We start from the raw sequence: 23,562 nt of genomic DNA, 5'->3' as shown, positions 1-23,562 counted from the left end.
TCGCCGAAGGCGCACAGAAGAGAAAAACGATCGCCGTCAGACGCGCCGCTCCACCATCATTTTCTTGATCTCGGCGATCGCCTTCGCGGGGTTCAGCCCCTTGGGACAGGTCTGCGCGCAGTTCATGATGGTGTGGCAGCGATAGAGCCGGAACGGGTCTTCCAGATTGTCGAGGCGTTCTCCCTTGGCCTCGTCGCGGCTGTCGATCAGCCAGCGATAGGCCTGCAGCAGCGTCGCCGGGCCGAGATAGCGGTCGCCGTTCCACCAGTAGCTCGGGCACGAGGTCGAGCAGCAGGCGCACAGGATGCATTCGTAGAGCCCGTCGAGCTTCTCGCGGTCCTCGTGGCTCTGCAGCCATTCCTTGGCCGGCGTTGGCGACACCGTCTTCAGCCATGGCTCGATCGAGGCATGCTGGGCGTAGAAATTGGTGAGGTCGGGCACCAGGTCCTTGATCACGGGCATATGCGGCAACGGATAGACCTTGATCGCGCCTGAAACGTCGTCGCAGCCCTTGGTGCAGGCGAGCGTGTTCGAACCGTCGATGTTCATGGCGCAGGAGCCGCAAATGCCTTCGCGGCAGGAGCGGCGCAAGGTCAGCGTCGGGTCGATCTTGTTCTTGATCCAGAGCAGCGCGTCTAGCACCATCGGCCCACAATCGTCCATGTCGACGAAATAGGTGTCCATGCGCGGATTCTCGTCATCGTCCGGCGACCAGCGATAGATGCGGTATTCCCTGAGACGGGTGGCACCCTCCGGCTTCGGCCAGGTCTTGCCCTGCTGGATCTTCGAGTTCTTGGGGAGGGTGAGTTCGACCATTACCTCAGGTCCTTTCGGATGACGAGCTTCAGCCCGGACCAGATTTCATTCACGGCGGCGACCTTGACGTCGACAAGGTCGAGCTTGAGCGCTTCAGCGCGGACAATGCCCTCGGTGACGTCGGTGGGCACTTTCGACGCCTTCTTCGGCCAGGAGACCCAGACCATGCCGTCGCGCTTGATCGCCGTCTCGAGTGCGCCGAGGCGATCCTCGATCTCGGCGCGCTGCCGGGTGAAGGCGTGAACGGCGTCGTATTTCAGGGTTGCGCCCGAAATGCCGGACCATTCGGCCAACCGGTCGACCTCGGCAAAATCAACGGCTTCGGTGAGGCTCTCGAGTTCCCTTGGCAGCGCGGTGAAGGCGGCGATCATACCGTCCTTCAGGCCGAGCTTGGCCGGGAGGGGCGTATCGGAATATCCCGCCGCCGTCGCCATCGTCAGTACACCCTGGCCTTCGGCGCGATCTTTGCGAGACTGATGCCGCCGTCCTTTTCGGGCACCAGTGGCTCGGTGTGCACCGGCCGGTAGGTCAGCGTCACCGCGCCGTCCTCGCCGAGATGGGCGAGCGTGTGCTTGCGCCAGTTGGCGTCGTCGCGGGCGGAAAAATCTTCCCGCGCATGCGCGCCACGGCTCTCCTTGCGCGCCTCGGCGCCATGGACGGTGGTGATGGCGTTGGCCATCAGGTTTTCCAGCTCAAGCGTCTCGACCAGGTCCGAATTCCAGATCATCGAGCGGTCGAAGACTTTGACGTCCTTGAGCTCGGTCCAGATTTCAGAAATGCGCTTGCACCCGTTTTCGAGCGATTCCTGCGTACGGAACACCGCCGCGTCCTGCTGCATCGCCTTCTGCATCTTTTCGCGCAGAACCGCCGTCGGCGTCGAGCCGTTGGCGTGGCGCAGCCGGTCGAAGCGATCCATGATCTTGTCGACCGAAGCCTGGTTGGGCGACGGGATCGCCGCCTTGCGGTCGATGACCTGGCCGGCGCGGATCGCAGCGGCGCGGCCGAACACCACCAGATCGATCAGCGAGTTCGAACCCAGCCGATTGGCGCCGTGCACGGAAGCGCAGCCCGCCTCGCCGACCGCCATCAGGCCGGGCGAGACCCGGTCCGGATTTTCGGCTGTCGGGTTGAGCACCTCGCCCCAGTAATTGGTCGGCACGCCGCCCATATTGTAGTGCACCGTCGGCAGCACCGGAATCGGCTCCTTGGTCAGATCGACGCCGGCGAAGATTTTTGCCGACTCCGAAATGCCCGGAAGCCTTTCGTGCAAGACCGCCGGATCGAGATGATCGAGGTGCAGGAAGATGTGGTCCTTGTTCTTGCCGACGCCGCGGCCCTCGCGGATTTCCAGCGTCATGCAGCGCGAGACCACGTCACGCGAGGCGAGGTCCTTGGCCGACGGTGCGTAGCGCTCCATGAAGCGTTCGCCCTCGGAGTTGACGAGATAGCCACCCTCGCCGCGCGCGCCCTCGGTGATCAGGCAGCCGGCACCGTAAATGCCGGTCGGATGGAACTGCACGAACTCCATGTCCTGGAGCGGAAGCCCGGCCCGTGCGGCCATGCCGCCGCCGTCGCCGGTGCAGGTGTGCGCCGAGGTGGCGGAGAAATAGGCGCGACCATAACCGCCGGTCGCCAGCACCACCATCTTGGCCGAGAAGCGGTGTATGGTGCCGTCATCGAGATTCCACGCCACGACGCCGGTACAGGTGCCGTCCGGCTCCATGATCAGGTCGAGCGCGAAATACTCGATGAAGAACTGCGCATTGTTCTTCAGCGACTGGCCGTAGAGCGTGTGCAGAATGGCGTGGCCGGTGCGGTCAGCCGCGGCGCAGGTGCGCTGCACGGGCGGGCCATCGCCATAGTTCATCATGTGGCCGCCGAACGGCCGCTGGTAGATCTTGCCCTCTTCGGTGCGCGAGAACGGCACGCCGTAATGTTCGAGTTCGTAAACCGCCGCCGGCGCCTCGCGCACCATGTATTCCATGGCATCGACATCGCCCAGCCAGTCCGATCCCTTGACGGTGTCGTACATGTGCCACTGCCAGGAATCCGGACCCATATTGGAGAGCGAGGCGGCGATGCCGCCTTGCGCGGCGACCGTATGCGAGCGCGTCGGGAACACTTTGGTGATGCAGGCGGTGCGCAGCCCCTGTTCGGCCATGCCGAGAGTGGCGCGCAGGCCAGCGCCCCCGGCACCGACGATGACCACGTCGAATTTGTGGTCGACAAAGGTGTAGCCTGCCGCATTGGCTGATTTCGTGTCCTGGGCCAAGACTTCAGCCTCCGAATGCCAGTTTCAGCAGGGCGAAGAGCGAAGCGACGCCGACCGCTATGGTGAAGAATGTGTTTAGGGCGATCAGCGCAAGCTTCATGCCTTCGCCATGCACATAGTCCTCGATGATCACCTGCATGCCGATCCGCATATGATAGAGCGGCGAGATGAGCACCAGGGCCATGACCAGCGCCACGAACGGGTTGGCGAGCGCCGCCCGCACCTGCGCATAGCCGGCGCCGTTGAGCGCGATCAGGAAGCCGGTGAAAAACAGGATCAGCGGGATGTTGGCGATCGCCGTCAACCGCTGGAGCCAGAAATGCCCGGTGCCTTCGCGGGCTGAGCCCAGGCCGCGCACCTTGGCCAGCGGGGTACGCATGTCGGTGTTTTTCGCACTCATCACAAAGCTCCCCGCGCCATGTAGCCGGCAATCCAGATCAAGAGCGTGAGCAGGACCGAGCCGGCAAGCGTCGCCCAGGCGATCCTCGAGGCCGTGTGTTTTTCAAGGCCGGCGCCGGTATCCCAGATCAGATGGCGGACACCACCCAGCATGTGATGCATGAGCGCCCAGGTGTAGCCGAACAGGATGAGTCGGCCGAGCCACGTGCCGAAAGCCCAGTTCACCCAGTCGAAAGCCGGCTGCGAGGATGCCGCCGCCATCAGCCAGGCGACGACCAACAGCGTGCCGAAATAGAGCGCGCCCCCGGTGATGCGATGGATGATCGACATCGTCATGGTGATCGGCGGCCGGTAGACCGTCAGGTGCGGCGAAAGCGGCCGTTCGCGTTTGGCATGGGTGGCTGGTGATTTGCTCATGGCTGCCCCAGTTCGGCGTCTCCCGCCTCAGGTGGAAATGCGGCATTGCCGCTTCCGGTTGCGACTTCGGACAGCCGGTTTCTAATGCTCTTTTTGCACCGCGTCAAAGCCAGAAAACCGTTTCGAAAACGTAATTTAGTCTGACTAAAGCGCCGGATGCGGCTTCAATCGATTAGGGGCTGAACACCCGAAGCCGGCTCGATATCGCTGCGGTGCAGCATGTCTGGCCCAGGGTTCGGCCGAGTCGATATTTGCGTCACCGCGTGCAGGTCTGCGGCGTCGACCCCCTCTTCATCACCAGCGCTTCGCGTCCGTCGATCACGATTGCGTCATGCGTGACCGCCTGGTAGCGGCTGCTCTGGTTGGCCGGCGACGCCGCGAACTCCTCGGTGGCGCCTTCCTGCCCGACCACCCGCAGCGACGCGCCGAGATTTTGGATGGTGATCATGCCGCCATTGCCACATCTATAGGTGGCCATGCCCGTGGTGAGGCGTGGCGCGGTGAGATCCGTGGTGATCTTGGTCGCCGGTGGCGCGGGCTGTTGCTGGGCGGGAGCGGCAGGCGCCACCACGGGTGTAACCGTGCTCGCGGCCTTGGGAGCGCCGTCTTCCGGTACACAGGCACCGGCCGCGAGAAGCAGCGAAATAACGAACGACACCCGAACCGTTCGGCCAAACATCATGTGCTGCGCCCCCATGCCGCAGGCACGCTAGCCACGCGGCACGCCAAGATCAAGTTCACCCCGACCGGCCATGTCGACCGGTTGGGGACATCGGCGGCGAACCACAAAATTAACCATGTTCATTAAGAAACGGCCATCGAGCCGCCCCTCCCCTTAACAAAGGTTAAGAAAGGGTTAATTTCCGATTCGGATCGGATCGGGCGCGATCTCTCTCGCGCCGACGAAGGGAGAGCGACATGCGTTCTAAATCAGTACGGGCCAAATTAGTGCTGGCAAGCGTCGCGGTCACGCTGACAGCACTTGCCGTTGCGGTGGCCGCGCCGGCCGAGGCCGGCTTGCGCCATCACGACCGCGTTTACGCCGATTCGTTCGGCAATCTCGTCATCGACAGCGCCGCCGGCTACAAACGCATCATCGTCGGCGAAGGCAAGCTGGCCAGGCAACTGTCCGACTACACCAGCGCCGGCCAGCCCAAGGTGATCTACCAGAACGAATCCGACGACATATCGGGCGACGGGGGTTGCTATCGCCCGCCTGTGTTCGTCAAGGGCCGCTCCTATATGTACGGCCTTTCCGACGGCGAGATGCCGGAGCTCAGCCCCTGCCGCTGATACGGGGCTGGCCGATTTTTACCAGGGCCAGCCCATCGGCTGGCCCGGTGGAGACACGAACGCAGTCGCGCCCGGCATTCTTTGCCAGGTAGAGCGCTTCATCCGCACGCCGCATCAGGTCGGGGAAACCCTCGCCCATGTGAAGCTCGGCAATGCCGAAGCTCGACGTGCAGCGGCTGTCGGCCGGCAACCCGTTGATGGGCAACGCGCCGAATGCGTGGCGGGTGCCTTCAGCCGGGCGGCCGCAAGATTGACTCCTGTCAGCCAGCCTTGAGCGGCTCCGGCACGAACACCGTCTCCGGCCGCTCGTAGGAGAGGCGCACGCTGTCGCGGCCATTTTTCTTGGCCTTGTAAAGCGCCTCGTCGGCCCGGCGCATCAAGGGTTCCAGCGTCTCGTCACCACTGCGGGCCGCCACGCCGAAACTGGCGGTGACTTTCGTGCCGGCGGGAAGCCCGTCGACGCCGCCGGCCGAATAGAGTGTGCGCACCGCTTCGGCGAACAGCCTGGCGGCGGCGAGATCGGTCAGCGGCAGGAGCACGGCAAACTCCTCGCCGCCGATGCGGCCCGCGGCACCCCGTGCTCCGGCGGCAGAGCGCAGCTTGGCGGCGAAGTCCGCGATCACCCGGTCGCCGGCCGCGTGCCCGTGCGCGTCGTTGAGGGCCTTGAAATGGTCGAGGTCGGCCAGCACCAGCGCCACCGGGAATCTGGCCATGGCGCAATGCTGCAGCAGCATGGCGGCGCGTTCCTCGAATCCTCGGCGGTTGAGCAGCCCCGAAAGCGGATCGGTATAGGTCTCCGTCTTCAGCGCCTTCATCACGTCGAGCGCGGCGGCGGTGAAGAGGCAAAGCGCGATCAGCAGCGACAGCAGCGCGTGCGACAACAGCGCGGTCGTCCAGTAGGACGAGTCGTAGAAGCCGTCATAGCTGGCGAAGGGTCCGTGCGCGATGACCACCACCAGGGTGCGCACGAAGAAATTGACGCTGGACAGCAGCGACAGCAGGAACAGGATCTTTTCTGTCGGGCCATTGTTGCGCACCGGCCGCAGTTCGGCGGCGACGAGCAGGCTGACGCCACCGAAGCCGAAATTCATCGCCAGGATGCGCCAGGTGAGATCCGGCGTGACGAACAGGAACCACGCGAATGCCGCAAGGCCGCCGCCCGCCAGAACGGCGATCCCTACTCCGGGCACCTTCCTGCCGTAGCGGGCGATGATGGCACCGGACAGGCAGCAGCCGGCGATGGTGAAGCAGATGTTCGACACCAGCTTGGTCAGCGCCAGGCCGATGGGCAAGGTGAAATACTGGAACAGGAACCCGGGCGCCGAAAGGCAATAGCTGAGCGCCAGCACCGCCAGATAGGGACGATGGCGTTGATGGAACCACAGCACGAGGAACGCCGCGCCGAGCGCCAGCGCGATCGTCGGATTGAGCAACGCTATCAACAGGCCAGTGTCCAAAGGACCGTGACTTCCCCTCGTTTGACGTCGGGGAAGACCATAGAGGGCAAGCCCAAACAAGCGGTTAAGCGAAGGCGCATATGCGGCGCCGTGAATGAAGAAAGGCCCGGACAGCGATGCTGTCCGGGGCCCCGGATGCGCTCGGGATCGAGGCGGCCTACTTCCAGTCGCGGATGTCGACGAAGTGGCCGGCGATCGCCGCCGCCGCCGCCATTGCCGGCGACACCAGATGGGTGCGGCCCTTGAAGCCCTGCCGGCCCTCGAAATTGCGGTTCGAGGTCGAGGCGCAGCGTTCATGCGGCTTCAGCCGGTCGTCGTTCATGGCCAGGCACATCGAGCAGCCCGGCTCGCGCCAGTCGAAACCGGCGGCAAGGAAGATCTTGTCCAGCCCCTCGGCTTCCGCCTGCTCCTTGACCAGGCCGGAGCCCGGTACGATCATGGCATCGACATGCGGGCTGACCGTCTTGCCTTCGACCACCTTGGCGACGGCGCGCAGATCCTCGATGCGGCCATTGGTGCAGGAGCCGATGAAGACGCGGTCGAGGGTGATGTCGGTGATCTTCGTCCCCGGCGTCAGGCCCATATAGTCGAGCGCGCGTAGCTTGGAGCTGCGCTTGTTCTCGTCGGTGATGTCTTCCGGGTTCGGCACGATGCCTTGCACGGAGACGACGTCCTCGGGCGAGGAGCCCCAGGAGACGATCGGCGGCAGCTTGGCCGCGTCGAGCACGATCACCTTGTCGAAATGCGCGCCTTCGTCGGTCCGCAGCGTCTTCCAGTATTCGAGCGCCGCGTCCCAGGCAGCGCCCTTGGGCGCGCGCGGCTTGTCCTTGACATAGGCGAAAGTGGTCTCGTCCGCCGCGATCAGGCCGGCGCGCGCACCGCCCTCGATCGACATGTTGCAGATCGTCATGCGGCCTTCCATCGACAGCGCACGGATCGCCTCGCCGGCATATTCGATGACATAGCCGGTGCCGCCGGCGGTGCCGATCTCGCCGATGATGGCGAGGATGATATCCTTGGCGGTGACGCCTTCGGGCAACACGCCATCGACGCGCACCAGCATGTTCTTGGCCTTGCGCTGGATCAGCGTTTGCGTCGCCAGCACATGCTCGACCTCGGACGTGCCGATGCCGTGCGCCAGCGCGCCGAAAGCGCCATGGGTGGACGTGTGGCTGTCACCGCAGACGATGGTCATGCCCGGCAGCGTAAAGCCCTGCTCGGGGCCGATGATGTGGACAATGCCCTGGCGGATATCGTTCTCGGAATAATACTCGACGCCGAAATCCCTGGCGTTCTTGGCCAGCGCCTCGACCTGGATGCGGCTTTCCTCGTTCTTGATGCCGAACTTGCGCTCGGGCGAGGTCGAGACATTGTGATCGACCACGGCCAGCGTCTTTTCCGGGTGACGGACTTTCCGGCCGCTCATGCGCAGGCCTTCGAAGGCCTGCGGGCTGGTCACCTCATGGACGAGGTGGCGGTCGATATAGAGCAGGCAGGTGCCATCGTCCTGGCGGTCGACGACATGGTCGTCGAAAATCTTGTCATAGAGGGTGCGCGGTGCGCTCATGTGCGTAAATCCGTCGATATGAGAATGGGAAAGAGCTGATGCCGCAAGCCCGCGGCCGGCCGGCAGGGATCAGCGAAGTCGGCTGGTCAGGGCGCCGGACACACGCGCGGAGAAGCGCGACGGCAGGCGTTTTCTGTCCTGCAGCACGAATCCCTTGTAAGCCGGATCGCCAAAAAGCTCTTCCATGGCCGGGTAGATAGCAATGTTTTGGCTTTTCGGCAATTGCGGCGTGACGGCTCAAAGTCGAGGCGTTGGCGCTGCCCCTCACCTGCCTGCCGGCATCCTCTCCCCGTATAGTGACGGGGAGAGGGGACGCAGTCATCGATGGTTTCGCCAATCATCAATGTTGCAGGAATAGAGCCGGCGTTGCGGCCAGCCTCCTTCTCCCCGTCACTATACGGGGAGAAGTGCCCGGCAGGGCGATGAGGGGCGGCGCGAACGCCGGGCAATTGCCTCAGATCACCTCGAACACAAAAGTCCTCACCAGCGCTTCCGGCTCGGCGATCGCATAGCAGCGAAACCACGGGCTTGCCTCCACCGCCCGCCACTTTCCTGCCTGCTCCAATTCATCGAACACCGCCTGAAACCCACCACTCTCAAACACCTGGTCGCGCACGGTGAAGATGGCGTGGCCGCCCTTTTTCGTGATGCGCACCAGTTCGTGCAGGCTAGACGCCGGCGCGTGGCTGATGGTGAATACACCGGTGGAGAAGAAGGCGCGGAAATGGCCGTCCGGCCATGGCAGCGGCCCGCCCAACATCGCCTGCTTCAGCTCGCTGTAGGCATTGCGGCTGCCGGCGATCTCGAGCATGTCGTCCGACAGGTCCAGTCCGGCAATATCGGCGTAGCCCAGCGCCTTCAGCGAAGGTCCGGACAGGCCGGTGCCGCAGCCGGCGTCGAGCAGCGGCCCTTCGCCTACAGGCACGTGGCGCGTCACCCAGGCGGTGATCAGGAACGGCAGCAAATAGCCGAGCGAGGCGGTCTCGCTGTCATAGGTCGCGGCCCATGCGGCATAGGCCTGTGCCAGCGTTTCGGGCGTATCGGCCGTGTAGACCGAATCCAGCGCCGCATTGGCGTTGTCGATGTTCATGGGCATGCTCCTCCTCCGGGACGCCGCCCGAGCCTAACGCTGTCCTGGCTGAAAAACTATTCCTCGTGCTGGCGGCGCAAACGCCGCTCCAGCGCCCTGAGCGACAGCGACAGGCCGACGGTGAGGATGAGATAGATGTAGGCCGTTATCGAATAGGTCTCGAAGAAGCGGAATGAGCCGGCCGCATACACCTTGCCCATCTGCGTGATGTCGGCGACGCCGAGCACCGACACCAGCGAGGAATCCTTGACCAGGGCGACGAAATCATTGCCGAGCGGCGGCAGGATGGTGCGGATCGCCTGCGGAAACACGACCAGCCGGAAGCGCTGCGCGCGGCTCAGCCCCAAAGCCTTCGCCGCCTCGATCTGGCCTTTCTCGACCGACTGGATGCCGGCCCGGAAAACCTCCGAGATGAAGGCCGAATAGCCGATGGTCAGCGCCATAATGGCGCGCCACAGCAACGACATGTCGCGCACCAGCAGCTCGCCGAGAATGCCGGCGCTTTGCAGCGGTGCGGTCAGCGCGTTCCAGGCCGCGACGAAGGCCGGCGCGCCGGCAAAAGCTATCCAGAACAGCAGCACCAGGATCGGCACGCCGCGGATGATCTCGACATAGAAGCGCGCGATCTGCCGCAGCCAGGTCGAGCCCGACAGGCCCATCAGCGCAATGCCGAGGCCGATGATCGACGCCAGGACGAAAGCGACCACGGTGACGAAGACGGTGATGCCGATGCCCTTGGCGACAGTGGCGAAGACCTGGGCGTAGAGGTCGCTGGTGGCGATGAAGAGGGCGGCCGCCAGCGCAAGGACGCCGGCAACGGCGAGCCACCAGGGGAATTCGGGTTTGGAGATGGAGGGCGGCGCCATCAGGCAGCGTAAAGAGTGTCGAAGGATGGCACCCAGGCGCCCCCCTCTGTCCTGCCGGACATCTCCCCCTCTAGGGGGGAGATCGGCAGCTTCAAGCTCTCCGCCAGTTCTGCAATGTTGGAGACTGGCGAAAGCGGAGACGACATCCAATCTCCCCCCTTGAGGGGGGTGAGAAGTGGTCCGCGCAGCGGACGGGAAGCCAATTGCTTGGCTTTCCGAACGACGAACGCCCGAAGCGACAGCGAAGGGCCGGGCCCGACAGAACAGAGGGGGGCGCCTGGGCGCCGAGTTAGCGTGAATAAAGGTGCACGATCTTTATGCGATGCGCGTAGCAACGAAATTACTGCCCCATCTTGTAATCAAGAAACCATTTCTTGTTCAGCGCATCCAGCGTCCCATCCGCCTTGAGCGCGGCGATCGCGGCATTGACCGGTTTCACCAGATCGGACCCCTTGGGGAAGATGAAGCCGAAATCCTCGGTGCCGAGCGGGCCGCCGATCAGCTTCAGCTTGCCCTCCGAAGCGTCGACATAGCCCTTGCCCGCGGTGCCGTCGGTCAGCACGACATCGACGTCGCCGGATTTCAGCGCCTGAACCGTGGCGCCGAACGTCTCGAACAGTTTGATCCGCGGGTTCTGTTCATTGCCGTCGAGCACGCTGTAGACGGCGGTGTAGAACGGCGTGGTGCCGGCCTGTGCGCCGATCAGTCCGTCCTTGAAGGCGCCGAAGGTCTTGGCGTCGGTGAAGCGGCTTTCGTCGCCGCGCACCAGCATGAACTGTTCCGAGCGCATGTAGGGGTCGGAGAAGTCGACCTTCTCCTTGCGGTCGTCCTTGATGGTGATGCCGGTCATGCCGATGTTGTACTGGTTGTCGGAAACCGCCTGGATCATCGCATCCCAGGAGGTGTTCTGGTACTCGACCTTGAAATTCAGCCGCTTGGCGATCTCGTTCATCGCGTCATATTCCCAGCCGATCTGTTTGCCGGTCTTGGCATCGATGAACTGCAGCGGCGGGTAGGCGTTTTCGGTCACCACCACGACCTTCTTGCCGCCGAGATCGGGCAGCGCCTGCGCGAAGGCGGCAACGGGCGCCAGGACCAGAGCCAACAGGCCGGCCAGCAGCAATTTCGATTTGGTCATGACACACTCCCCGGAAATTGAAAGCGCCCGGATATCGACCGGGCTTACAGGAAAATCCGGCGCCGACTTTAGCTTTCCGCAAGCGCCATGCAAGACGGTCCGCTGCGTCGGGACAGCCGAAAACGGATTTGCATGCCTTCAATCGGAAGATTCCGCAACGATGCGTGCTACGACTGCGTTGACTGCCAGGATTTTCCCGTGTCCGGGACCGACGCTTCCGTATCCGTCGACCGGTCATCGGCCACAGCGCTGCGCAGGCCCGCGACAAGATGGGTGAGCGTGCCGTGCAAGGACTTCGCTTCGCCTGGTCCGAGCGGCACGCTGCAGGCAAGCGCGGCGGCCACATCCTTCATGCGGGCGCGCAGCGCCTGGCCCTTGGCCGTCGGCTCGACCAGCACCCGGCGCTCGTCGGCGGCATCGCGCCGGCGGGTGACGAGGCCGCCCGCCTCCATCCGCTTGAGCAGCGGCGTCAGCGTCGCCGAATCCAGGCCGAGCGCTTCGCCAAGGTCGCCCACCGTGCTCGGCGCGCGTTCCCACAGCGCCAGCATCGCCAGATATTGCGGATAGGTCAGGCCGAGCGGATCGAGCAACGGCCGGTAGAGCTTGGTCATCAGACCGCTCGCCGAATAGAGCGCGAAGCAGAGCTGCTGATCGAGCCGTGGCACCGGGATCGCCCCGGCGGCCCCCGCCGGGACGTCTGTGGCTTTCGTTTCGACCTTTGTCGTCATGCCGCCTTTACCGAAAGCGCCACCTCGACATTGCCCCTGATGGCGTTCGAATAGGGACAAACCTGGTGCGCCGCCGATACAAGCGCTTCCGCCGCCGCCTGATCAAGGCCTTTCGTGTCCACTGCCAACGCGACGCCGAGCCTGAAGCCCTCGCCGTCGGGGAGCAGGCTGACCGTCGAACTTATCGCGGCATCCTCGAGCGGCAGTTTCTGCTTACGCGCGACGAAGCGGACGGCGCTTTCGAAGCAGGCGGCATAGCCGATGGCGAAGAGCTGCTCGGGATTGGTGGCGCCGCCCGGTCCGCCGAGCTCCTTGGGCATCGCCAAATCGAGCTTGAGCAGGCTGTCGCTGGTCTCGCCATGGCCGGCGCGACCGCCGGTTACGTGGGCCTGTGTGGTGTAGAGTGCCATATCGTAGTCTCCAATCATATTGTGAACGATTATTTAGTACACGATATAATTGGGCGTCAACCAGCATTCCGGAGCTGAAAGCGTTCACAGTCTGGTGAATCGAAAAAAGGCGGCCGAAGCCGCCTTTTCAAAAAAGCCTTCGTCGAAATCTTATTCGGCGGGAGTCGCTTCGGCGGCCTTGGCTGCCTCGGCCTCGGCGGCCGCCTTCTTCTCGGCGGCTTCCTTGGCTGCCGTCTCGGCGGCCAGCGCCTGGGCGGCGGCGACCTTCTCGGCCTCGATGCGGGCCTTCTCGGCGTTCAGCGCGTCGCGCTCCTCATCGTTGAGCTTGCGGGCGCGCACGCCGGTGTTTTCCGAAATACGGGCCGACTTGCCGCGACGATCGCGCAGGTAATAGAGCTTGGCGCGACGCACCTTGCCGCGGCGCACGATCTCGACGCCTTCGACCATCGGCGAAAAAACCGGGAACACGCGCTCGACGCCTTCGCCGTAGGAGATCTTGCGGACGGTGAAATTTTCCTGGAAGCCGGAGCCGGAACGGGCGATGACGACGCCTTCATAAGCCTGGACGCGGGTGCGGGTGCCTTCGGTCACGCGGACCTGGACGCGCACGGTGTCGCCGGGCTGGAATTCGGGAAGCTTGCGCTTGGCTTCGATCTTGGCGGCCTGTTCGGCCTCGAGCTGACGGATGAGATCCATCTAAAAATCCACTTCTTGTTCTTCCGACAGTCAGAGCGCCCTACGCTTACCTTGCAGTTCCATTGACCGCTCGGCTATGTCCTTTGTCTCCAAGACATTTGTCTCCTAGACATCGGGCAGGGGCGACTACACCGTCATTGTTGACGGGTCCGGAAGATTGTTCTTGCCGGTACGGGCGGGCACATACAGCTATTTCGGCGCTTTGTCACGCCTTGCCCATGCATTTTTTGCCGGCACGGCTCCCGGCATGGCACCATCATAATCCTGCCGTGCCGGGTTGCGCCGGTCCGGCAAGCTTCCTTATAGCACACTTCTTCACGGCGGCCTTCCATGTCTGTTCTCGATGCTGTCCTGCTGCTCCTGGCGGGCTTTCTGTCAGGCGCCGCCAACGCGGTCGCCGGTGGCGGCACCTTCATCACCTTCGGCGCCATGACATTGGTCGGTGTGCCGCCGATCGTGGCCAACGCCACCTCCTCGGTGACGCAATTTCCCGGTTACATCACCTCGACGCTCGCCTACTGGGCAGACATCAGGCATTTCTGGCGCGGCGCGCTGCTGCTGTGCCTGATCTCGGCGATTGGTGCGCTGGCCGGCGCGCTGATCTTGCTGGCGCTCGACAATCCGTCCTTTCGCGCCCTGGTGCCATGGCTGCTTTTGGGCGCGACGGCGCTGTTCGCCGCCGGGCCCTGGCTGAAGCCGGCACCCAAACCCGGACATGAAGCGGCCGTGGGATCGCTCGCCGGTTCACTCGCGCAATTCATCACCGCCATCTATGGCGGCTTCTTCGGCGCCGGCATGGGCGTGATGATGCTGGCGACGCTCGGCCTGACCCAGGCCGGCGACTACCACCGGCTAAACGCGCTCAAGAACATGCTGGCCGTGGTCATCGCCGCAATCGCCATCGTCGTCTTCGTCTCGGGAGGCGTCGTCGCCTGGCCGCAGGCGATCATCATGATCCCGGGAGGCGCGCTGGGCGGCTATGCCGGCGTCTGGATCGCCAAGCGCGTGCCGCAGAACGTGGTGCGCGGCTTCGTCATCGCCGTCGGCCTGTTTCTGGCTTTTTATTACTTCAGCAAAGGCTGAGCACCCAGAAGATCGGGTCGCCGCTCTTGCGTCAGTCTTTCCGACTGCTCACGCCGCCAGGCGGCGATCTTCTTGTGGTTGCCGGAGATCAGAACTTCGGGAATCTCCCGGCCTTCGAATTCCTGCGGCCGTGTGTAGTGCGGATGTTCGAGCAGGCCGTTCTCGAAACTCTCTTCCTCGCCCGACACGGCATTGCCCATCACGCCGGGTAGCAGCCGCACCACCGCGTCGAGCAGCACAAGTGCCGCGGGCTCGCCGCCGGACAGAATGAAATCGCCGATCGAGACTTCCTCCAATCCCCGCGCGTCGATCACCCGCTGGTCGACGCCTTCGAAGCGGCCACACAGGATAACGGCGCCTGGCCCGGCGGCCAGTTCGCGCACGCGGGCCTGCGTCAGTGGTTTGCCGCGCGGGCTCATCAGCAGGCGTGGGCGCACATCGCCCGCTGGCGAGGCATGGTCGATCGCCCTGGCCAGCACATCGGCGCGCATCACCATGCCGGCGCCGCCGCCGGCCGGCGTGTCGTCGACGGTGCGATGCTTGTCGGCGGCGAAGTCGCGGATCTGGATCGCATCCAGCGACCATGTGCCGGCCTCCAGCGCCCGCCCGGCCAACGATAGGCCGAGCGCCCCCGGAAACATCTCGGGATAGAGCGTCAGCACCGACGCGGCAAAACTCACCGGTTGCCCCCGGCGTCACGCGGTCCGCGCGGCCTGCCCTTCGGGTCGAAATCATCCTCGCGCGACGCTTCGCCATCCTCCTCGACCAGCCCGGCCGCGACCGGGTCGACGCGGACGAAACCCTCGGCGATCGACACCTGCGGCACGGCGGCCTGCGTGAATGGGATCAGCACACCCTTGCGCCCCTCGAGCGTCACATCGAGAATGTCGCCGCCACCGAAATTGTGCACCGCGACGACCTTGCCGATGACAGCACCGGTGTCATCCCGGATTTCCAACCCGATCAGGTCGGCATGGTAGAATTCGTCTTCCTCGCCGTCGTCCGGCAGCATCGAGCGGTCGACGAACAGTTCCGTACCGGCGAGCGCCTCGGCCGCGTTGCGGTCGCTGACGCCCTTGAACCGCACCACGACGACGGTGTTGGCCGGCCTTATGTCCGTTATCTGGAAAGCCCGGCCGTCCCTGGCGTAGAGCGGGCCGTAGTCGGCCAGCGCCATTGGATCGCCGGTGAAGGTTTTCACCCTGAGCTCGCCCTTGATGCCGTGCGCTGCACCGATCACGGCCATCTGGACGGGGTTTTGCAGCTTGCTCATGGCGAAAAATCCTTTGCCCCTGCTCTAGCGCCGCCTCGCCGTCATTTCAATGACGGGCTCTTCACCGGTTCCTAACCCGGCTGCCGGAAAATGACGGCGAACCGGAAAAGACCCCCATGCAGGAATTCCTCATCCCGGCAAAGCCCGATCTCCAGTCGGCGCGTGAAAACTGGCTGAAGATGCTGGCGCGCGAACGCCGGCTGTCACCGGAGACCGTCGAGGCGTATGAGCGGGACACGCGTCAGTTCCTGCACTTCCTCACCGGCCATATCGGCGGACCGCCCGGCATTTCAGATATCGCCGACCTGCGCCCGGCCGACCTGCGCGGCTTCCTCGCCGCCCGCCGCAATGCCGGTGCCGGCGCACGCACGCTTGGCCGCGGATTGGCCGGCATCCGTTCACTGCTGCGCTTCCTCGAACGGCGAGGCCTGGCCAATGCGGCAGGTGCGGCTGCCTTGCGCGCGCCACGCCAGCCCAAATCGCTGCCCAAGCCGCTGACGGCGAGCGATGCCAGGCACGTGGTCTCCGTCGAGGGTCAGCTGGCGGAAGAACCCTGGATCGCCGCCCGCAACGCCGCCGTGCTGACGCTGCTCTATGGTTCGGGCCTGCGCATTTCGGAAGCGCTTGGCCTCGGCGCCGCCGATCTGGCATCGGAAGCCGACACCGTGTTGCGCGTCACCGGCAAAGGCGGCAAGACGCGGCTGGTGCCGGTGCTGCCGGTGGCGCTCCGGGCGATCGCCGAATACCGCCGGCTGTGCCCCTACCATCTCGATCCGAAGGGGCTGCTGTTTCGCGGCGCGCGCGGCGGCCCGCTCAACCCGGCCATCATCCAGCGCGCCATGGCCAAACTGCGCTCGGCGCTCAACCTGCCCGACACCGCGACGCCGCATGCCTTGCGCCATTCCTTCGCCACCCATCTGCTCGGCCGAGGCGGCGATTTGCGCACCATCCAGGAATTGCTCGGCCACGCCAGCCTGTCGACAACGCAGATCTACACCGGCGTCGACACCGCAAGACTGCTGGAAATCTACGAATCCGCTCATCCGAGGGCATGAACCCTTCAATTTTGCGGTCCCGATTAACGGTTTTGCCGCTTTTCGGTCCTAGTAATGGGATCATGAAACGCGTCATCGCCATCGCCGACCGTGCAGCTTCCGTCTCGCTGAAACTGCTTGTCGCGCTCAACGTGCTGTTTTTCCTGTCCTTCCTTGCTGTCCTGCTGTTCGCCGCCGGCAGGGCGCACGCGGAAATCCCGGCCTGCACCGGCGCCGACATGCTGTCGGCCTTGCAGAAGGGCAGCCCTGCCACTTACGACAAGATCGAGGCGGAGGCGGCCGCCACGCTCAACGGCAAGGGCCTGCTATGGAAGCTGGAAAAATCAGGCGAACAGCCATCCTACCTGTTCGGCACCATGCACATGACCGATCCGCGCGTCACCACGCTGCCGGCATATGCACAGAAGGCCTTTGACGCCGCCGGCACCCTCATCATCGAAACCACCGACGTGCTCGACAAGCAGAAGATGATGACGGCGATGCTGAAGGAGCCGGACCTGATGATGTTCACCGACTCCACGACGCTGTCGTCATTGCTGTCGCCGGACGACGCGGCGGCGATGAACGCAGCGCTTGACGCGCGCGGCATCCCGCCGGCAACGGTCGCCAAGATGAAGCCGTGGATGCTGTCAGCCATGATGGCGCTTCCGGCTTGCGAACTCGCCCGCCAGTCCAGCGGCGCGCCGGTGCTCGACGTCAAGCTGGCCGAGAGCGCCAAGGCGGCCGGCAAGCCGGTGGAAGGATTGGAAACGGCCGAGAGCCAGCTGCGCGCCATGGCCTCGCTGCCACTCGCCTTTCACATGAAGGGTCTGGTCGACACGCTGAAGCTGGGCGACAAGGTGAACGACATCAACGAAACCATGATCGTGCTCTACCAGCGTGGCGACACCGGCATGTTCTGGCCGCTGTTCCGCGCCGCCATGCCCGACGAGCAGAACGACCCCGCGGGCTATGCCGCCTTCGAGGAGACCATGATCACCAGCCGCAACAAGGTGATGGTCGATCATGCCGGGCCGATCCTGGCCAAGGGCAACGCCTTCATGGCGGTCGGCGCGCTGCATCTTCCCGGTCCAGAGGGACTGGTCGAGGATTTTCGTAAAGCCGGCTATACTGTCACGGCGGTGGGGCTTTAAGCCCTATTTGATCAAGACCTGAGCCAGCATCGCCGGAACGATGATGCGGTGAAACGGCATGATGATGGCGAGATAGGTCCGCCCAAGCAGATTGTGCGTCTTCACGATCGTCGACGCAGCCACCTCCTGCCGGCCCGCGCCGAGATCGTTCACCTCCACCAGGATGCGGAAATCGAGATGCCGGTCGTCCAGTCCAAGGACGACCCTGCCATGTGCCTGGCTGATGAGCGGAAATATGCCGATCCTGCTTTCCGGCGGTGCGTCGGGTTCCGCCCCCGTTTTCAGCCCAAATGGCCTGACCGCAAGGTTGCGCAGTTGCGTCAGCCGGCCGACCCATCCCGGTGTCCGCCCCAGCACGCGTTCGGCCGCGCCAATGGCGGTCAGGGCAAGGCCATCGGTTATCAGCACATATCGGTCGGCGAACTGAGCGCCGGCAAGAGCACCTTTGGGATCAGGAAAAGTCTGTGCAGTTGGCGTCATACCGGCAAATCCCTCGTAACCAACGATAGCATCGGCTGGTGTGGCTCGCTGCGTGGCGAAACGCCGCCTGGCCGACGTATTCATCGCGGTTGGCGCACTGCATCTTCCCGGTCCAGAGGGACTGGTCGAGGATTTCCGCAAAGCCGGCTATACTGTCACCGCTGTCAATTGAGTCGGATGGCAGCTGGCGGATCTGACCGTCGTATTTTCGGCGTGTCCCTCCGCTAGCGTGAAACCTGTTCAACGATGGCGCGTTGATGTCTGTTGATTGATAATTTTCATCCACGGAGGACACTTTCATGGCGAACACACCAAACGACTCTCCCAGGCCAAGCGGCGGCGGCGGCGGCAGCCCTTGGCTGATTGCGCTGGTCGTCGTTATTCTGGCGATTGTCGCGTATTACGTTTTCGGAAGAAGGGGTGAGCATCCGGCACCCGCCGAGCCGCCAGCAGCCAGCACACCGGCCCCGGCGCCGGCACCGGCTGAACCGATGAAGCCCGCCGAACCCGCGCCGGCTCCCGCGCCCGCCCCGGCGCCAGCGCCCGCTCCGGCACCAGCGCCGGCTCCCGCGCCTGCACCGGCTCCCGCGCCTGCACCAGCGCCTGCGCCGGCCCAGTAAGCGGCTCGATATCAAAGACGAACGGCCCGCTGAAAGGCGGGCCGCTTTGTTTTGGGCGACGCCATCGTCATCCTCGGGCTTGACCCGAGGATCCATGCCGCGACACCAACAGGGGAGCGCGGCGGCTGCTCCGCCCTGGATGACGAAGCGTTGGACGCCCCTTAAATGTGGATCGGCTTGAAGAAGGTGGCCAGTGCCGCTTCCTTCACCGCTTCCGACATCGTCGGATGCGCGTGGCAGGTGCGGGCGAGGTCTTCCGACGAGCCGCCGAACTCCATCAGCACTGCTGCCTCGTGGATCATCTCGCCGGCGCCGAAGCCGACGATATGGACACCGAGCACGCGGTCGCTCTGCTTGTCGGCCAGGATCTTCACGAACCCGTCGGTGTGCAGCATGGCGCGTGCGCGGCCGTTGGCGGTGAAGGGAAATTTGCCGACCTTGAAGTCGATGCCGGCCTTCTTCAGCTCTTCCTCGGTCTTGCCGACCGAGGCGATCTCCGGACTGGTGTAGACGACGCTCGGAATGACGTCATAGTTCACATGCCCGGCCTGGCCGGCGATGGTCTCGGCCACCGCCACGCCCTCGTCCTCGGCCTTGTGCGCCAGCATCGGCCCGGCGATCACATCGCCGATGGCGTAGATGCCGGGAACATTGGTCCTGAGATGCCCGTCGGTCTTGACCCGGCCGCGCTCGTCGACCTCGACCCCGGCTTCCTTGAGGCCGAGGCTGTCCGAAAGGGCACGGCGCCCGGTCGAGATCAACACCACGTCGGCATCGATGGTTTCGGAGGCGCCGCCCTTGACCGGCTCGAAGGTAACGGTCGCGCCCTTCTTGGCCTTGGCGACGCCGGTGACCTTGGCGCCGAGCTTGAACTCGAATCCCTGCTTCGACAAAAGACGCTGGAACTGTTTCGACACCTCGCCGTCCATGCCGCCCAAAATGGTGTCGAGGAACTCGACCACGGTGACCTTGGCGCCGAGCCGGGCCCAGACCGAGCCGAGTTCGAGCCCGATGACACCGCCGCCGACCACCACCAGACGGCTGGGCACCTTCTCCAGCGACAGCGCACCGGTCGACGACACGATGATTTTCTCGTCGAAGTCGACCTTGACGCCGGGAATGCCGGCGACGTCGGAACCGGTGGCGATGACGACGTTCTTGGTCTCGATCTCCTCGACCTTGCCGTCCTCGCCGGTCACCGACACCTTGCCGGCGGCGATCACCTTGCCGATGCCGCGAAAACTGTCGATCTTGTTCTTCTTGAACAGGAAGGCGACGCCGTTGACGTTGGACGACACCGTCGCGTCCTTGTGGGCCATCATTTTCTTCAAATTCAGCTTGGGTGCCGGGATTTCGACACCGAGCGTGTCGAAGGAATGGCCGGCCTCGGCGAACATTTCGGAGGCATGAAGCAGCGCCTTGGACGGGATGCAGCCGATGTTGAGGCAGGTGCCGCCGAAGGTCGCGTTCTTCTCGATCACCGCGACCTTCAGCCCGAGCTGTGCCGCCTTGATGGCGCAGACATAGCCGCCCGGTCCCGAGCCGATGATAACCACGTCATAAGCCATGTTTGTTTCCCTTTTGCTTGGGGCTCAGCGGCCGCCGCTGACATTCAGGATCGCGCCCGTCGTATAGGACGCGGCGTCGGATAAAAGATAGAGGACCGCGCCGGCGACTTCATCCGCCGTTCCCGTTCTCTTCATCGGCAGCAGGTCGCGGACCCGTTCTATCCGGTCCGGTTGGCCGCCCGAGGCATGGATGTCGGTGTCGATGATGCCCGGGCGCACCGCATTGACGCGGATGCCTTCCAGCGCCACCTCGCGGGCAAGGCCGATGGTGAAGGTGTCGATGGCGCCCTTGGAGGCGGCATAATCGACATATTCGCCCGGCGAGCCCAGCGTCGCCGCCGCCGATGAGATGTTGACGATCGCACCGCCCGACCCGCCATGCCGCGTCGACATGCGCTTGACCGCCTCGCGGGCGCATAGGAACGAGCCCACGACATTGATGCGCATCATGCGTTCCAGCCGCGACATATCCATCTCATCGACGCGCGCCTTGACGTCGACGATGCCGGCATTGTTGACGAAGGCGTCGAGCCGGCCAAAGGCGTGGTCGACGGCGCCGAACATGGCCACGATATCGGTTTCCTTGCCGACATCGCCCCTGACGGCAACGGCCTCGCCGCCGCCGCCCTTGATTTCGACGACCAGCGCATCGGCGGCAGCCTTGTTCGAGGCATAGTTGACCGCGACGCGGTAGCCGGCCTTGGCTCCGAGCCGGCAGATGGCGGCGCCGATGCCGCGGCTGCCGCCGCTGACCAGCAGCACTTTTTGCGTCGCGCTCATTCCTGGCATCCCTTCATCGCGAACACATCCGACGGCACTTTCGAAAAACCGCTGCCGCCATAGGCCTGGGACTGCCGAAGCACCGGCCCGAGATCGGGCAGGATCAGCGTTTTCGGCGCCTCGACGCCCTCGGCCGGCAGCAGCCCGACAGTGCCCTTGTCGTCGGACATGTAGATGACGCCGTTCCACAGCGTGCAGGCGGCAAGCTCCTCGCCGGTGACGTCACCTTCCGGGCATTTGTACATCAGCGCGCCGTTTGGCCGCGCCACGTCCATCGTCCACATGACGATACCGTTCAGCACCACATTGTTGTCGAGGATCAGCCTGAACGTGTTGGTGACGGTGGCGGACGTGCCCGTCGGGGTAAAGTCGATCTCGGTGCCGCTCTGGCTGTCGCCATAGACGGCAAGCTCGATCGGACAGGCGCCGAACGCCGCTGCTGGAAGGGCCGCCGCAGCGACTGCTATCGACGCGGTCGACAAGTTTTCGGACAGGAAGGAACAGACCCTCACTGTTATCTACCCGCCTTGAACATCGTGATCGAGGATGAAAATCGCAGACAAGAAATAATCGATCTCGAAGACAACGTTTTTATCGCCGTCGACCGGAATGGTGTTCACCTCGTATTTGATGGTCAAGATGCGAGAACCCTCCGCGATCTCGATATTAATATCGCGCTCACCACCGCTGCCGATTGCCCACTTGAATTCGCGTTCGTTCAGGAACTGCAGTGCCTTGGGCAAAGTATGTACGGCTATCGGCCTTGTGCCTGCAAAAATTGCTGGATGCCGCCCCACATCAACATCGAGATGACCGTGCCAGGTCGGCATCGTCCCACCCGATTGCACCCTTCCGAAGACAGGTTCGACGCTGATCGACCGCAAGCGAAAATCGGGACTGAAGAAGAACTCGCAATTCGTGCCATAGATGCACCACGCCGACTCGGTGTCTCCATGGCGAAAATGATTGTCGGCGCGCAGATCCTCCGGATCTATCAAGTCTCGAACCGTTTCGCGGCTGCTTTTGCCGAGTTCGATCGGCCCCGCCCGGCCTGTCGTTACAAGCTCGAACAGGTCGATGGGCTCGACGGACACAGCCACCGAACCACCCCTAAAGATCGAGCACCAGCCGCTCGGGATCCTCCAGGCTTTCCTTGACCCGCACGAGGAAGGTCACGGCTTCCTTGCCGTCGACGATGCGGTGATCGTAGCTGAGCGCCAGGTACATCATCGGCCGGATGACGATCTGGCCGCCGACCACGACCGGCCGGTCCTGGATCTTGTGCATGCCGAGAATACCCGACTGCGGCGCGTTGAGGATCGGCGTCGACATCAGCGACCCGTAGACGCCGCCATTGGAGATGGTGAACGTGCCGCCCTGCATGTCGGCGACCGACAGCTTGCCATCACGCGCGGCGATGCCCAGCCGGCCGATATCCTTCTCGATCTCGGCGATCGACATCTGGTCGGCATCGCGCACGACCGGAACCACGAGACCCTTCTCGGTGCCGACGGCGACGCCGATATGGGCATAGTTCTTGAAGATGATGTCAGTGCCGTCGATCTCGGCATTGACCGAGGGGATTTCCTTCAGCGCGTGCGTGACGGCCTTGGTGAAGAAGCCCATGAAGCCGAGCTTCACGCCATGCTTCTTCTCGAACACGTCCTTGTATTTGGTCCTCAGCGCCATCACAGCCGACATGTCGACCTCGTTGAAGGTGGTCAGCATGGCGGCGGTCGACTGCGCTTCCTTGAGGCGGCGCGCGATGGTCTGGCGCAGCTTGGTCATGCGCACGCGCTCCTCGCGCGATGCATCATCGCCCGACGACGGCGCGCGCGCGGCAACCGGTGCCGGCGCCGCCTTTGGCGTTTCGGCCGGCTGCGACGGCGCACCCTTGGCGATGGCGTCGAGCACGTCACCCTTCAGCACCTGGCCGCGCTTGCCCGAGCCGGAAAGCTGGTCGACCGAAAGATTGTGCTCGGCGATCAGTTTGGCCGCCGCCGGCGCCGGCGGCATGGTGCGCGGTTCGACCGGGCTGGCGTCGCCGGCAACCTTGGCGGTCTCGGCTGCGGCCTGCTTGGTGGTGGATGCCGCATCGGGGCTCGAAGCCTGCGCCACCGCTTGCGGCTTGGTCGCGGGAGCAGCAGCACCACCTACCGAAATCGACCCGAGCAGGGCGCCGACGCCGACAGTCTCGCCCTCCTTGACCGTGATTTCGCCGAGCGTGCCGGCGGCGGCGGCGGGCACCTCCACCGTCACCTTGTCGGTCTCGAGCTCGAGCAGCGGCTCGTCGGCGGCAATGGCGTCGCCGACCTTCTTGAACCATTTGCCGACGGTCGCTTCGGTGACGGATTCGCCAAGGGTGGGGACGCGGATTTCGGTAGCCATTGTGCCTGTCCGTTCTTTCTTCAGTTCTATTCT

27 protein-coding genes and 1 pseudogene are annotated in these 23,562 nt (G+C 64.1%); 5 read left to right on the top strand and 23 right to left on the bottom strand.

Going from position 1 to position 23,562, the window contains the following annotated elements:
• Positions 1-36 precede the first annotated feature (36 nt).
• The 6 genes from FJ970_RS05145 to FJ970_RS05120 form a co-directional block, all read right to left on the bottom strand.
• Complete coding sequence (locus FJ970_RS05145; protein WP_140763265.1) at positions 37-816, bottom strand: succinate dehydrogenase iron-sulfur subunit; 780 nt, start codon at positions 814-816, stop codon at positions 37-39.
• The gene (locus FJ970_RS05140) at positions 816-1,250 is read right to left on the bottom strand and encodes a DUF3052 domain-containing protein (RefSeq protein ID WP_140763262.1); all 435 of its coding nucleotides are present in this window, start codon (positions 1,248-1,250) and stop codon (positions 816-818) included. The genes FJ970_RS05145 and FJ970_RS05140 overlap by 1 nt, the downstream gene beginning before the upstream one ends.
• 2 nt (positions 1,251-1,252) lie before the next feature.
• Entirely contained in the window at positions 1,253-3,088 is a 1,836-nt protein-coding gene (gene sdhA, locus FJ970_RS05135) for a succinate dehydrogenase flavoprotein subunit (RefSeq protein WP_140763259.1), read from the bottom strand.
• A 4-nt stretch (positions 3,089-3,092) separates the two neighbouring features.
• Positions 3,093-3,488, bottom strand: a complete 396-nt coding sequence (sdhD, locus tag FJ970_RS05130; RefSeq protein WP_140763256.1) for a succinate dehydrogenase, hydrophobic membrane anchor protein — start codon at positions 3,486-3,488, stop codon at positions 3,093-3,095.
• Positions 3,488-3,904, bottom strand: a complete 417-nt coding sequence (sdhC, locus tag FJ970_RS05125) for a succinate dehydrogenase, cytochrome b556 subunit (protein WP_140763253.1) — start codon at positions 3,902-3,904, stop codon at positions 3,488-3,490. The genes sdhD and sdhC overlap by 1 nt, the downstream gene beginning before the upstream one ends.
• 256 nt (positions 3,905-4,160) lie before the next feature.
• Positions 4,161-4,586 carry a hypothetical protein gene (locus FJ970_RS05120; protein ID WP_181178764.1) on the bottom strand — a complete coding sequence of 142 codons (426 nt, stop codon included), beginning with the start codon at positions 4,584-4,586 and terminating at the stop codon, positions 4,161-4,163.
• A 236-nt stretch (positions 4,587-4,822) separates the two neighbouring features.
• Here FJ970_RS05120 and FJ970_RS05115 point away from each other — a divergent pair, with 236 nt between their 5' ends.
• Complete coding sequence (locus FJ970_RS05115; RefSeq protein ID WP_140763250.1) at positions 4,823-5,197, top strand: hypothetical protein; 375 nt, start codon at positions 4,823-4,825, stop codon at positions 5,195-5,197.
• On the opposite strand, the gene FJ970_RS05110 is transcribed toward FJ970_RS05115, so the two are convergent.
• The 9 genes from FJ970_RS05110 to rplS form a co-directional block, all read right to left on the bottom strand.
• Complete coding sequence (locus FJ970_RS05110) at positions 5,181-5,402, bottom strand: hypothetical protein (protein WP_415752027.1); 222 nt, start codon at positions 5,400-5,402, stop codon at positions 5,181-5,183. The genes FJ970_RS05115 and FJ970_RS05110 overlap by 17 nt on opposite strands.
• A gap of 55 nt (positions 5,403-5,457) precedes the next feature.
• A complete protein-coding gene (locus FJ970_RS05105; protein WP_140763247.1) occupies positions 5,458-6,654 on the bottom strand; it encodes a sensor domain-containing diguanylate cyclase in 1,197 nt (398 codons plus the stop codon).
• Positions 6,655-6,811: 157 nt separating this feature from the next.
• On the bottom strand, positions 6,812-8,221 hold the full coding sequence (gene leuC, locus FJ970_RS05100) for a 3-isopropylmalate dehydratase large subunit (protein ID WP_140763244.1): 1,410 nt from the start codon (positions 8,219-8,221) through the stop codon (positions 6,812-6,814).
• Positions 8,222-8,675: 454 nt separating this feature from the next.
• A complete protein-coding gene (locus FJ970_RS05095; RefSeq protein WP_140763241.1) occupies positions 8,676-9,311 on the bottom strand; it encodes a class I SAM-dependent DNA methyltransferase in 636 nt (211 codons plus the stop codon).
• Positions 9,312-9,367: 56 nt separating this feature from the next.
• Complete coding sequence (locus FJ970_RS05090) at positions 9,368-10,177, bottom strand: amino acid ABC transporter permease (RefSeq protein ID WP_140763238.1); 810 nt, start codon at positions 10,175-10,177, stop codon at positions 9,368-9,370.
• A 340-nt stretch (positions 10,178-10,517) separates the two neighbouring features.
• A complete protein-coding gene (locus FJ970_RS05085; protein WP_140763232.1) occupies positions 10,518-11,315 on the bottom strand; it encodes a transporter substrate-binding domain-containing protein in 798 nt (265 codons plus the stop codon).
• Between the two features lie 167 nt (positions 11,316-11,482).
• The gene (locus FJ970_RS05080; RefSeq protein ID WP_140763229.1) at positions 11,483-12,043 is read right to left on the bottom strand and encodes a MarR family winged helix-turn-helix transcriptional regulator; all 561 of its coding nucleotides are present in this window, start codon (positions 12,041-12,043) and stop codon (positions 11,483-11,485) included.
• Positions 12,040-12,453: an organic hydroperoxide resistance protein gene (locus tag FJ970_RS05075; RefSeq protein ID WP_140763227.1), complete on the bottom strand. Its 414-nt coding sequence runs from the start codon at positions 12,451-12,453 to the stop codon at positions 12,040-12,042. The genes FJ970_RS05080 and FJ970_RS05075 overlap by 4 nt, the downstream gene beginning before the upstream one ends.
• Before the next feature lie 150 nt (positions 12,454-12,603).
• Positions 12,604-13,149, bottom strand: a complete 546-nt coding sequence (gene rplS / locus FJ970_RS05070; protein ID WP_140763225.1) for a 50S ribosomal protein L19 — start codon at positions 13,147-13,149, stop codon at positions 12,604-12,606.
• Positions 13,150-13,479: 330 nt separating this feature from the next.
• Here rplS and FJ970_RS05065 point away from each other — a divergent pair, with 330 nt between their 5' ends.
• Positions 13,480-14,232 (top strand): sulfite exporter TauE/SafE family protein, encoded by a 753-nt coding sequence (locus FJ970_RS05065; protein ID WP_140763224.1) that lies wholly within the window; start codon positions 13,480-13,482, stop codon positions 14,230-14,232.
• Here FJ970_RS05065 and trmD read toward each other — a convergent pair.
• Positions 14,214-14,912, bottom strand: a complete 699-nt coding sequence (gene trmD / locus FJ970_RS05060) for a tRNA (guanosine(37)-N1)-methyltransferase TrmD (protein WP_140763221.1) — start codon at positions 14,910-14,912, stop codon at positions 14,214-14,216. The genes FJ970_RS05065 and trmD overlap by 19 nt on opposite strands.
• Positions 14,909-15,505: a ribosome maturation factor RimM gene (gene rimM, locus FJ970_RS05055; RefSeq protein WP_140763219.1), complete on the bottom strand. Its 597-nt coding sequence runs from the start codon at positions 15,503-15,505 to the stop codon at positions 14,909-14,911. The genes trmD and rimM overlap by 4 nt, the downstream gene beginning before the upstream one ends.
• A gap of 116 nt (positions 15,506-15,621) precedes the next feature.
• Between rimM and FJ970_RS05050 the strand changes: the two genes are divergently transcribed.
• Both FJ970_RS05050 and FJ970_RS05045 read left to right on the top strand, forming a co-directional pair.
• Positions 15,622-16,560, top strand: a complete 939-nt coding sequence (locus tag FJ970_RS05050; protein WP_140763217.1) for a tyrosine recombinase XerC — start codon at positions 15,622-15,624, stop codon at positions 16,558-16,560.
• 62 nt (positions 16,561-16,622) lie between these two features.
• A complete protein-coding gene (locus tag FJ970_RS05045) occupies positions 16,623-17,693 on the top strand; it encodes a TraB/GumN family protein (RefSeq protein ID WP_140763215.1) in 1,071 nt (356 codons plus the stop codon).
• Positions 17,694-17,696: 3 nt separating this feature from the next.
• Here FJ970_RS05045 and FJ970_RS05040 read toward each other — a convergent pair whose 3' ends face one another.
• A complete protein-coding gene (locus tag FJ970_RS05040) occupies positions 17,697-18,173 on the bottom strand; it encodes a DUF2867 domain-containing protein (protein WP_140763213.1) in 477 nt (158 codons plus the stop codon).
• A 73-nt stretch (positions 18,174-18,246) separates the two neighbouring features.
• Here FJ970_RS05040 and FJ970_RS05035 point away from each other — a divergent pair.
• Positions 18,247-18,345, top strand: a pseudogene (locus FJ970_RS05035) (TraB/GumN family protein); the annotation flags it as partial.
• A 609-nt stretch (positions 18,346-18,954) separates the two neighbouring features.
• Here FJ970_RS05035 and lpdA read toward each other — a convergent pair.
• From lpdA to odhB, 5 genes are read right to left on the bottom strand one after another with little or no spacing between them, the layout of a single operon-like run.
• The gene (lpdA, locus tag FJ970_RS05030; RefSeq protein ID WP_227792027.1) at positions 18,955-20,361 is read right to left on the bottom strand and encodes a dihydrolipoyl dehydrogenase; all 1,407 of its coding nucleotides are present in this window, start codon (positions 20,359-20,361) and stop codon (positions 18,955-18,957) included.
• A gap of 24 nt (positions 20,362-20,385) precedes the next feature.
• Positions 20,386-21,141, bottom strand: coding sequence for an SDR family oxidoreductase (locus FJ970_RS05025; RefSeq protein WP_140764073.1), 756 nt, complete (start codon positions 21,139-21,141; stop codon positions 20,386-20,388).
• Positions 21,138-21,635 (bottom strand): hypothetical protein, encoded by a 498-nt coding sequence (locus FJ970_RS05020; RefSeq protein ID WP_415752038.1) that lies wholly within the window; start codon positions 21,633-21,635, stop codon positions 21,138-21,140. Before FJ970_RS05020 ends, FJ970_RS05025 begins: the two co-directional genes overlap by 4 nt.
• A gap of 24 nt (positions 21,636-21,659) precedes the next feature.
• Complete coding sequence (locus tag FJ970_RS05015) at positions 21,660-22,241, bottom strand: hypothetical protein (RefSeq protein WP_140764067.1); 582 nt, start codon at positions 22,239-22,241, stop codon at positions 21,660-21,662.
• 10 nt (positions 22,242-22,251) lie between these two features.
• Positions 22,252-23,529, bottom strand: coding sequence for a 2-oxoglutarate dehydrogenase complex dihydrolipoyllysine-residue succinyltransferase (gene odhB, locus FJ970_RS05010; protein ID WP_140764064.1), 1,278 nt, complete (start codon positions 23,527-23,529; stop codon positions 22,252-22,254).
• Positions 23,530-23,562 lie beyond the last annotated feature (33 nt).

The sequence above is a fragment of the Mesorhizobium sp. B2-1-8 genome (genome assembly GCF_006442545.2).
In the GTDB taxonomy this organism is placed as follows: domain Bacteria; phylum Pseudomonadota; class Alphaproteobacteria; order Rhizobiales; family Rhizobiaceae; genus Mesorhizobium.
Note: the sequence above shows the minus strand (reverse complement) of the source record. Positions and strands in the feature narration are given on the sequence as shown.

Excerpts from the sequence above, each read along its gene's own strand:
- FJ970_RS05145 (WP_140763265.1), bottom strand. The coding sequence starts at position 816 with ATGGTCGAACTCACCCTCCCCAAGAACTCGAAGATCCAGCAGGGCAAG.
- FJ970_RS05140 (WP_140763262.1), bottom strand. The coding sequence starts at position 1,250 with ATGGCGACGGCGGCGGGATATTCCGATACGCCCCTCCCGGCCAAGCTC.
- sdhD (WP_140763256.1), bottom strand. The coding sequence starts at position 3,488 with ATGAGTGCGAAAAACACCGACATGCGTACCCCGCTGGCCAAGGTGCGC.
- sdhC (WP_140763253.1), bottom strand. The coding sequence starts at position 3,904 with ATGAGCAAATCACCAGCCACCCATGCCAAACGCGAACGGCCGCTTTCG.
- FJ970_RS05120 (WP_181178764.1), bottom strand. The coding sequence starts at position 4,586 with ATGATGTTTGGCCGAACGGTTCGGGTGTCGTTCGTTATTTCGCTGCTT.
- FJ970_RS05115 (WP_140763250.1), top strand. The coding sequence starts at position 4,823 with ATGCGTTCTAAATCAGTACGGGCCAAATTAGTGCTGGCAAGCGTCGCG.
- leuC (WP_140763244.1), bottom strand. The coding sequence starts at position 8,221 with ATGAGCGCACCGCGCACCCTCTATGACAAGATTTTCGACGACCATGTC.
- FJ970_RS05095 (WP_140763241.1), bottom strand. The coding sequence starts at position 9,311 with ATGAACATCGACAACGCCAATGCGGCGCTGGATTCGGTCTACACGGCC.
- FJ970_RS05090 (WP_140763238.1), bottom strand. The coding sequence starts at position 10,177 with ATGGCGCCGCCCTCCATCTCCAAACCCGAATTCCCCTGGTGGCTCGCC.
- FJ970_RS05085 (WP_140763232.1), bottom strand. The coding sequence starts at position 11,315 with ATGACCAAATCGAAATTGCTGCTGGCCGGCCTGTTGGCTCTGGTCCTG.
- FJ970_RS05080 (WP_140763229.1), bottom strand. The coding sequence starts at position 12,043 with ATGACGACAAAGGTCGAAACGAAAGCCACAGACGTCCCGGCGGGGGCC.
- FJ970_RS05075 (WP_140763227.1), bottom strand. The coding sequence starts at position 12,453 with ATGGCACTCTACACCACACAGGCCCACGTAACCGGCGGTCGCGCCGGC.
- rplS (WP_140763225.1), bottom strand. The coding sequence starts at position 13,149 with ATGGATCTCATCCGTCAGCTCGAGGCCGAACAGGCCGCCAAGATCGAA.
- FJ970_RS05065 (WP_140763224.1), top strand. The coding sequence starts at position 13,480 with ATGTCTGTTCTCGATGCTGTCCTGCTGCTCCTGGCGGGCTTTCTGTCA.
- rimM (WP_140763219.1), bottom strand. The coding sequence starts at position 15,505 with ATGAGCAAGCTGCAAAACCCCGTCCAGATGGCCGTGATCGGTGCAGCG.
- FJ970_RS05050 (WP_140763217.1), top strand. The coding sequence starts at position 15,622 with ATGCAGGAATTCCTCATCCCGGCAAAGCCCGATCTCCAGTCGGCGCGT.
- FJ970_RS05045 (WP_140763215.1), top strand. The coding sequence starts at position 16,623 with ATGAAACGCGTCATCGCCATCGCCGACCGTGCAGCTTCCGTCTCGCTG.
- FJ970_RS05040 (WP_140763213.1), bottom strand. The coding sequence starts at position 18,173 with ATGACGCCAACTGCACAGACTTTTCCTGATCCCAAAGGTGCTCTTGCC.
- lpdA (WP_227792027.1), bottom strand. The coding sequence starts at position 20,361 with ATGGCTTATGACGTGGTTATCATCGGCTCGGGACCGGGCGGCTATGTC.
- FJ970_RS05025 (WP_140764073.1), bottom strand. The coding sequence starts at position 21,141 with ATGAGCGCGACGCAAAAAGTGCTGCTGGTCAGCGGCGGCAGCCGCGGC.
- odhB (WP_140764064.1), bottom strand. The coding sequence starts at position 23,529 with ATGGCTACCGAAATCCGCGTCCCCACCCTTGGCGAATCCGTCACCGAA.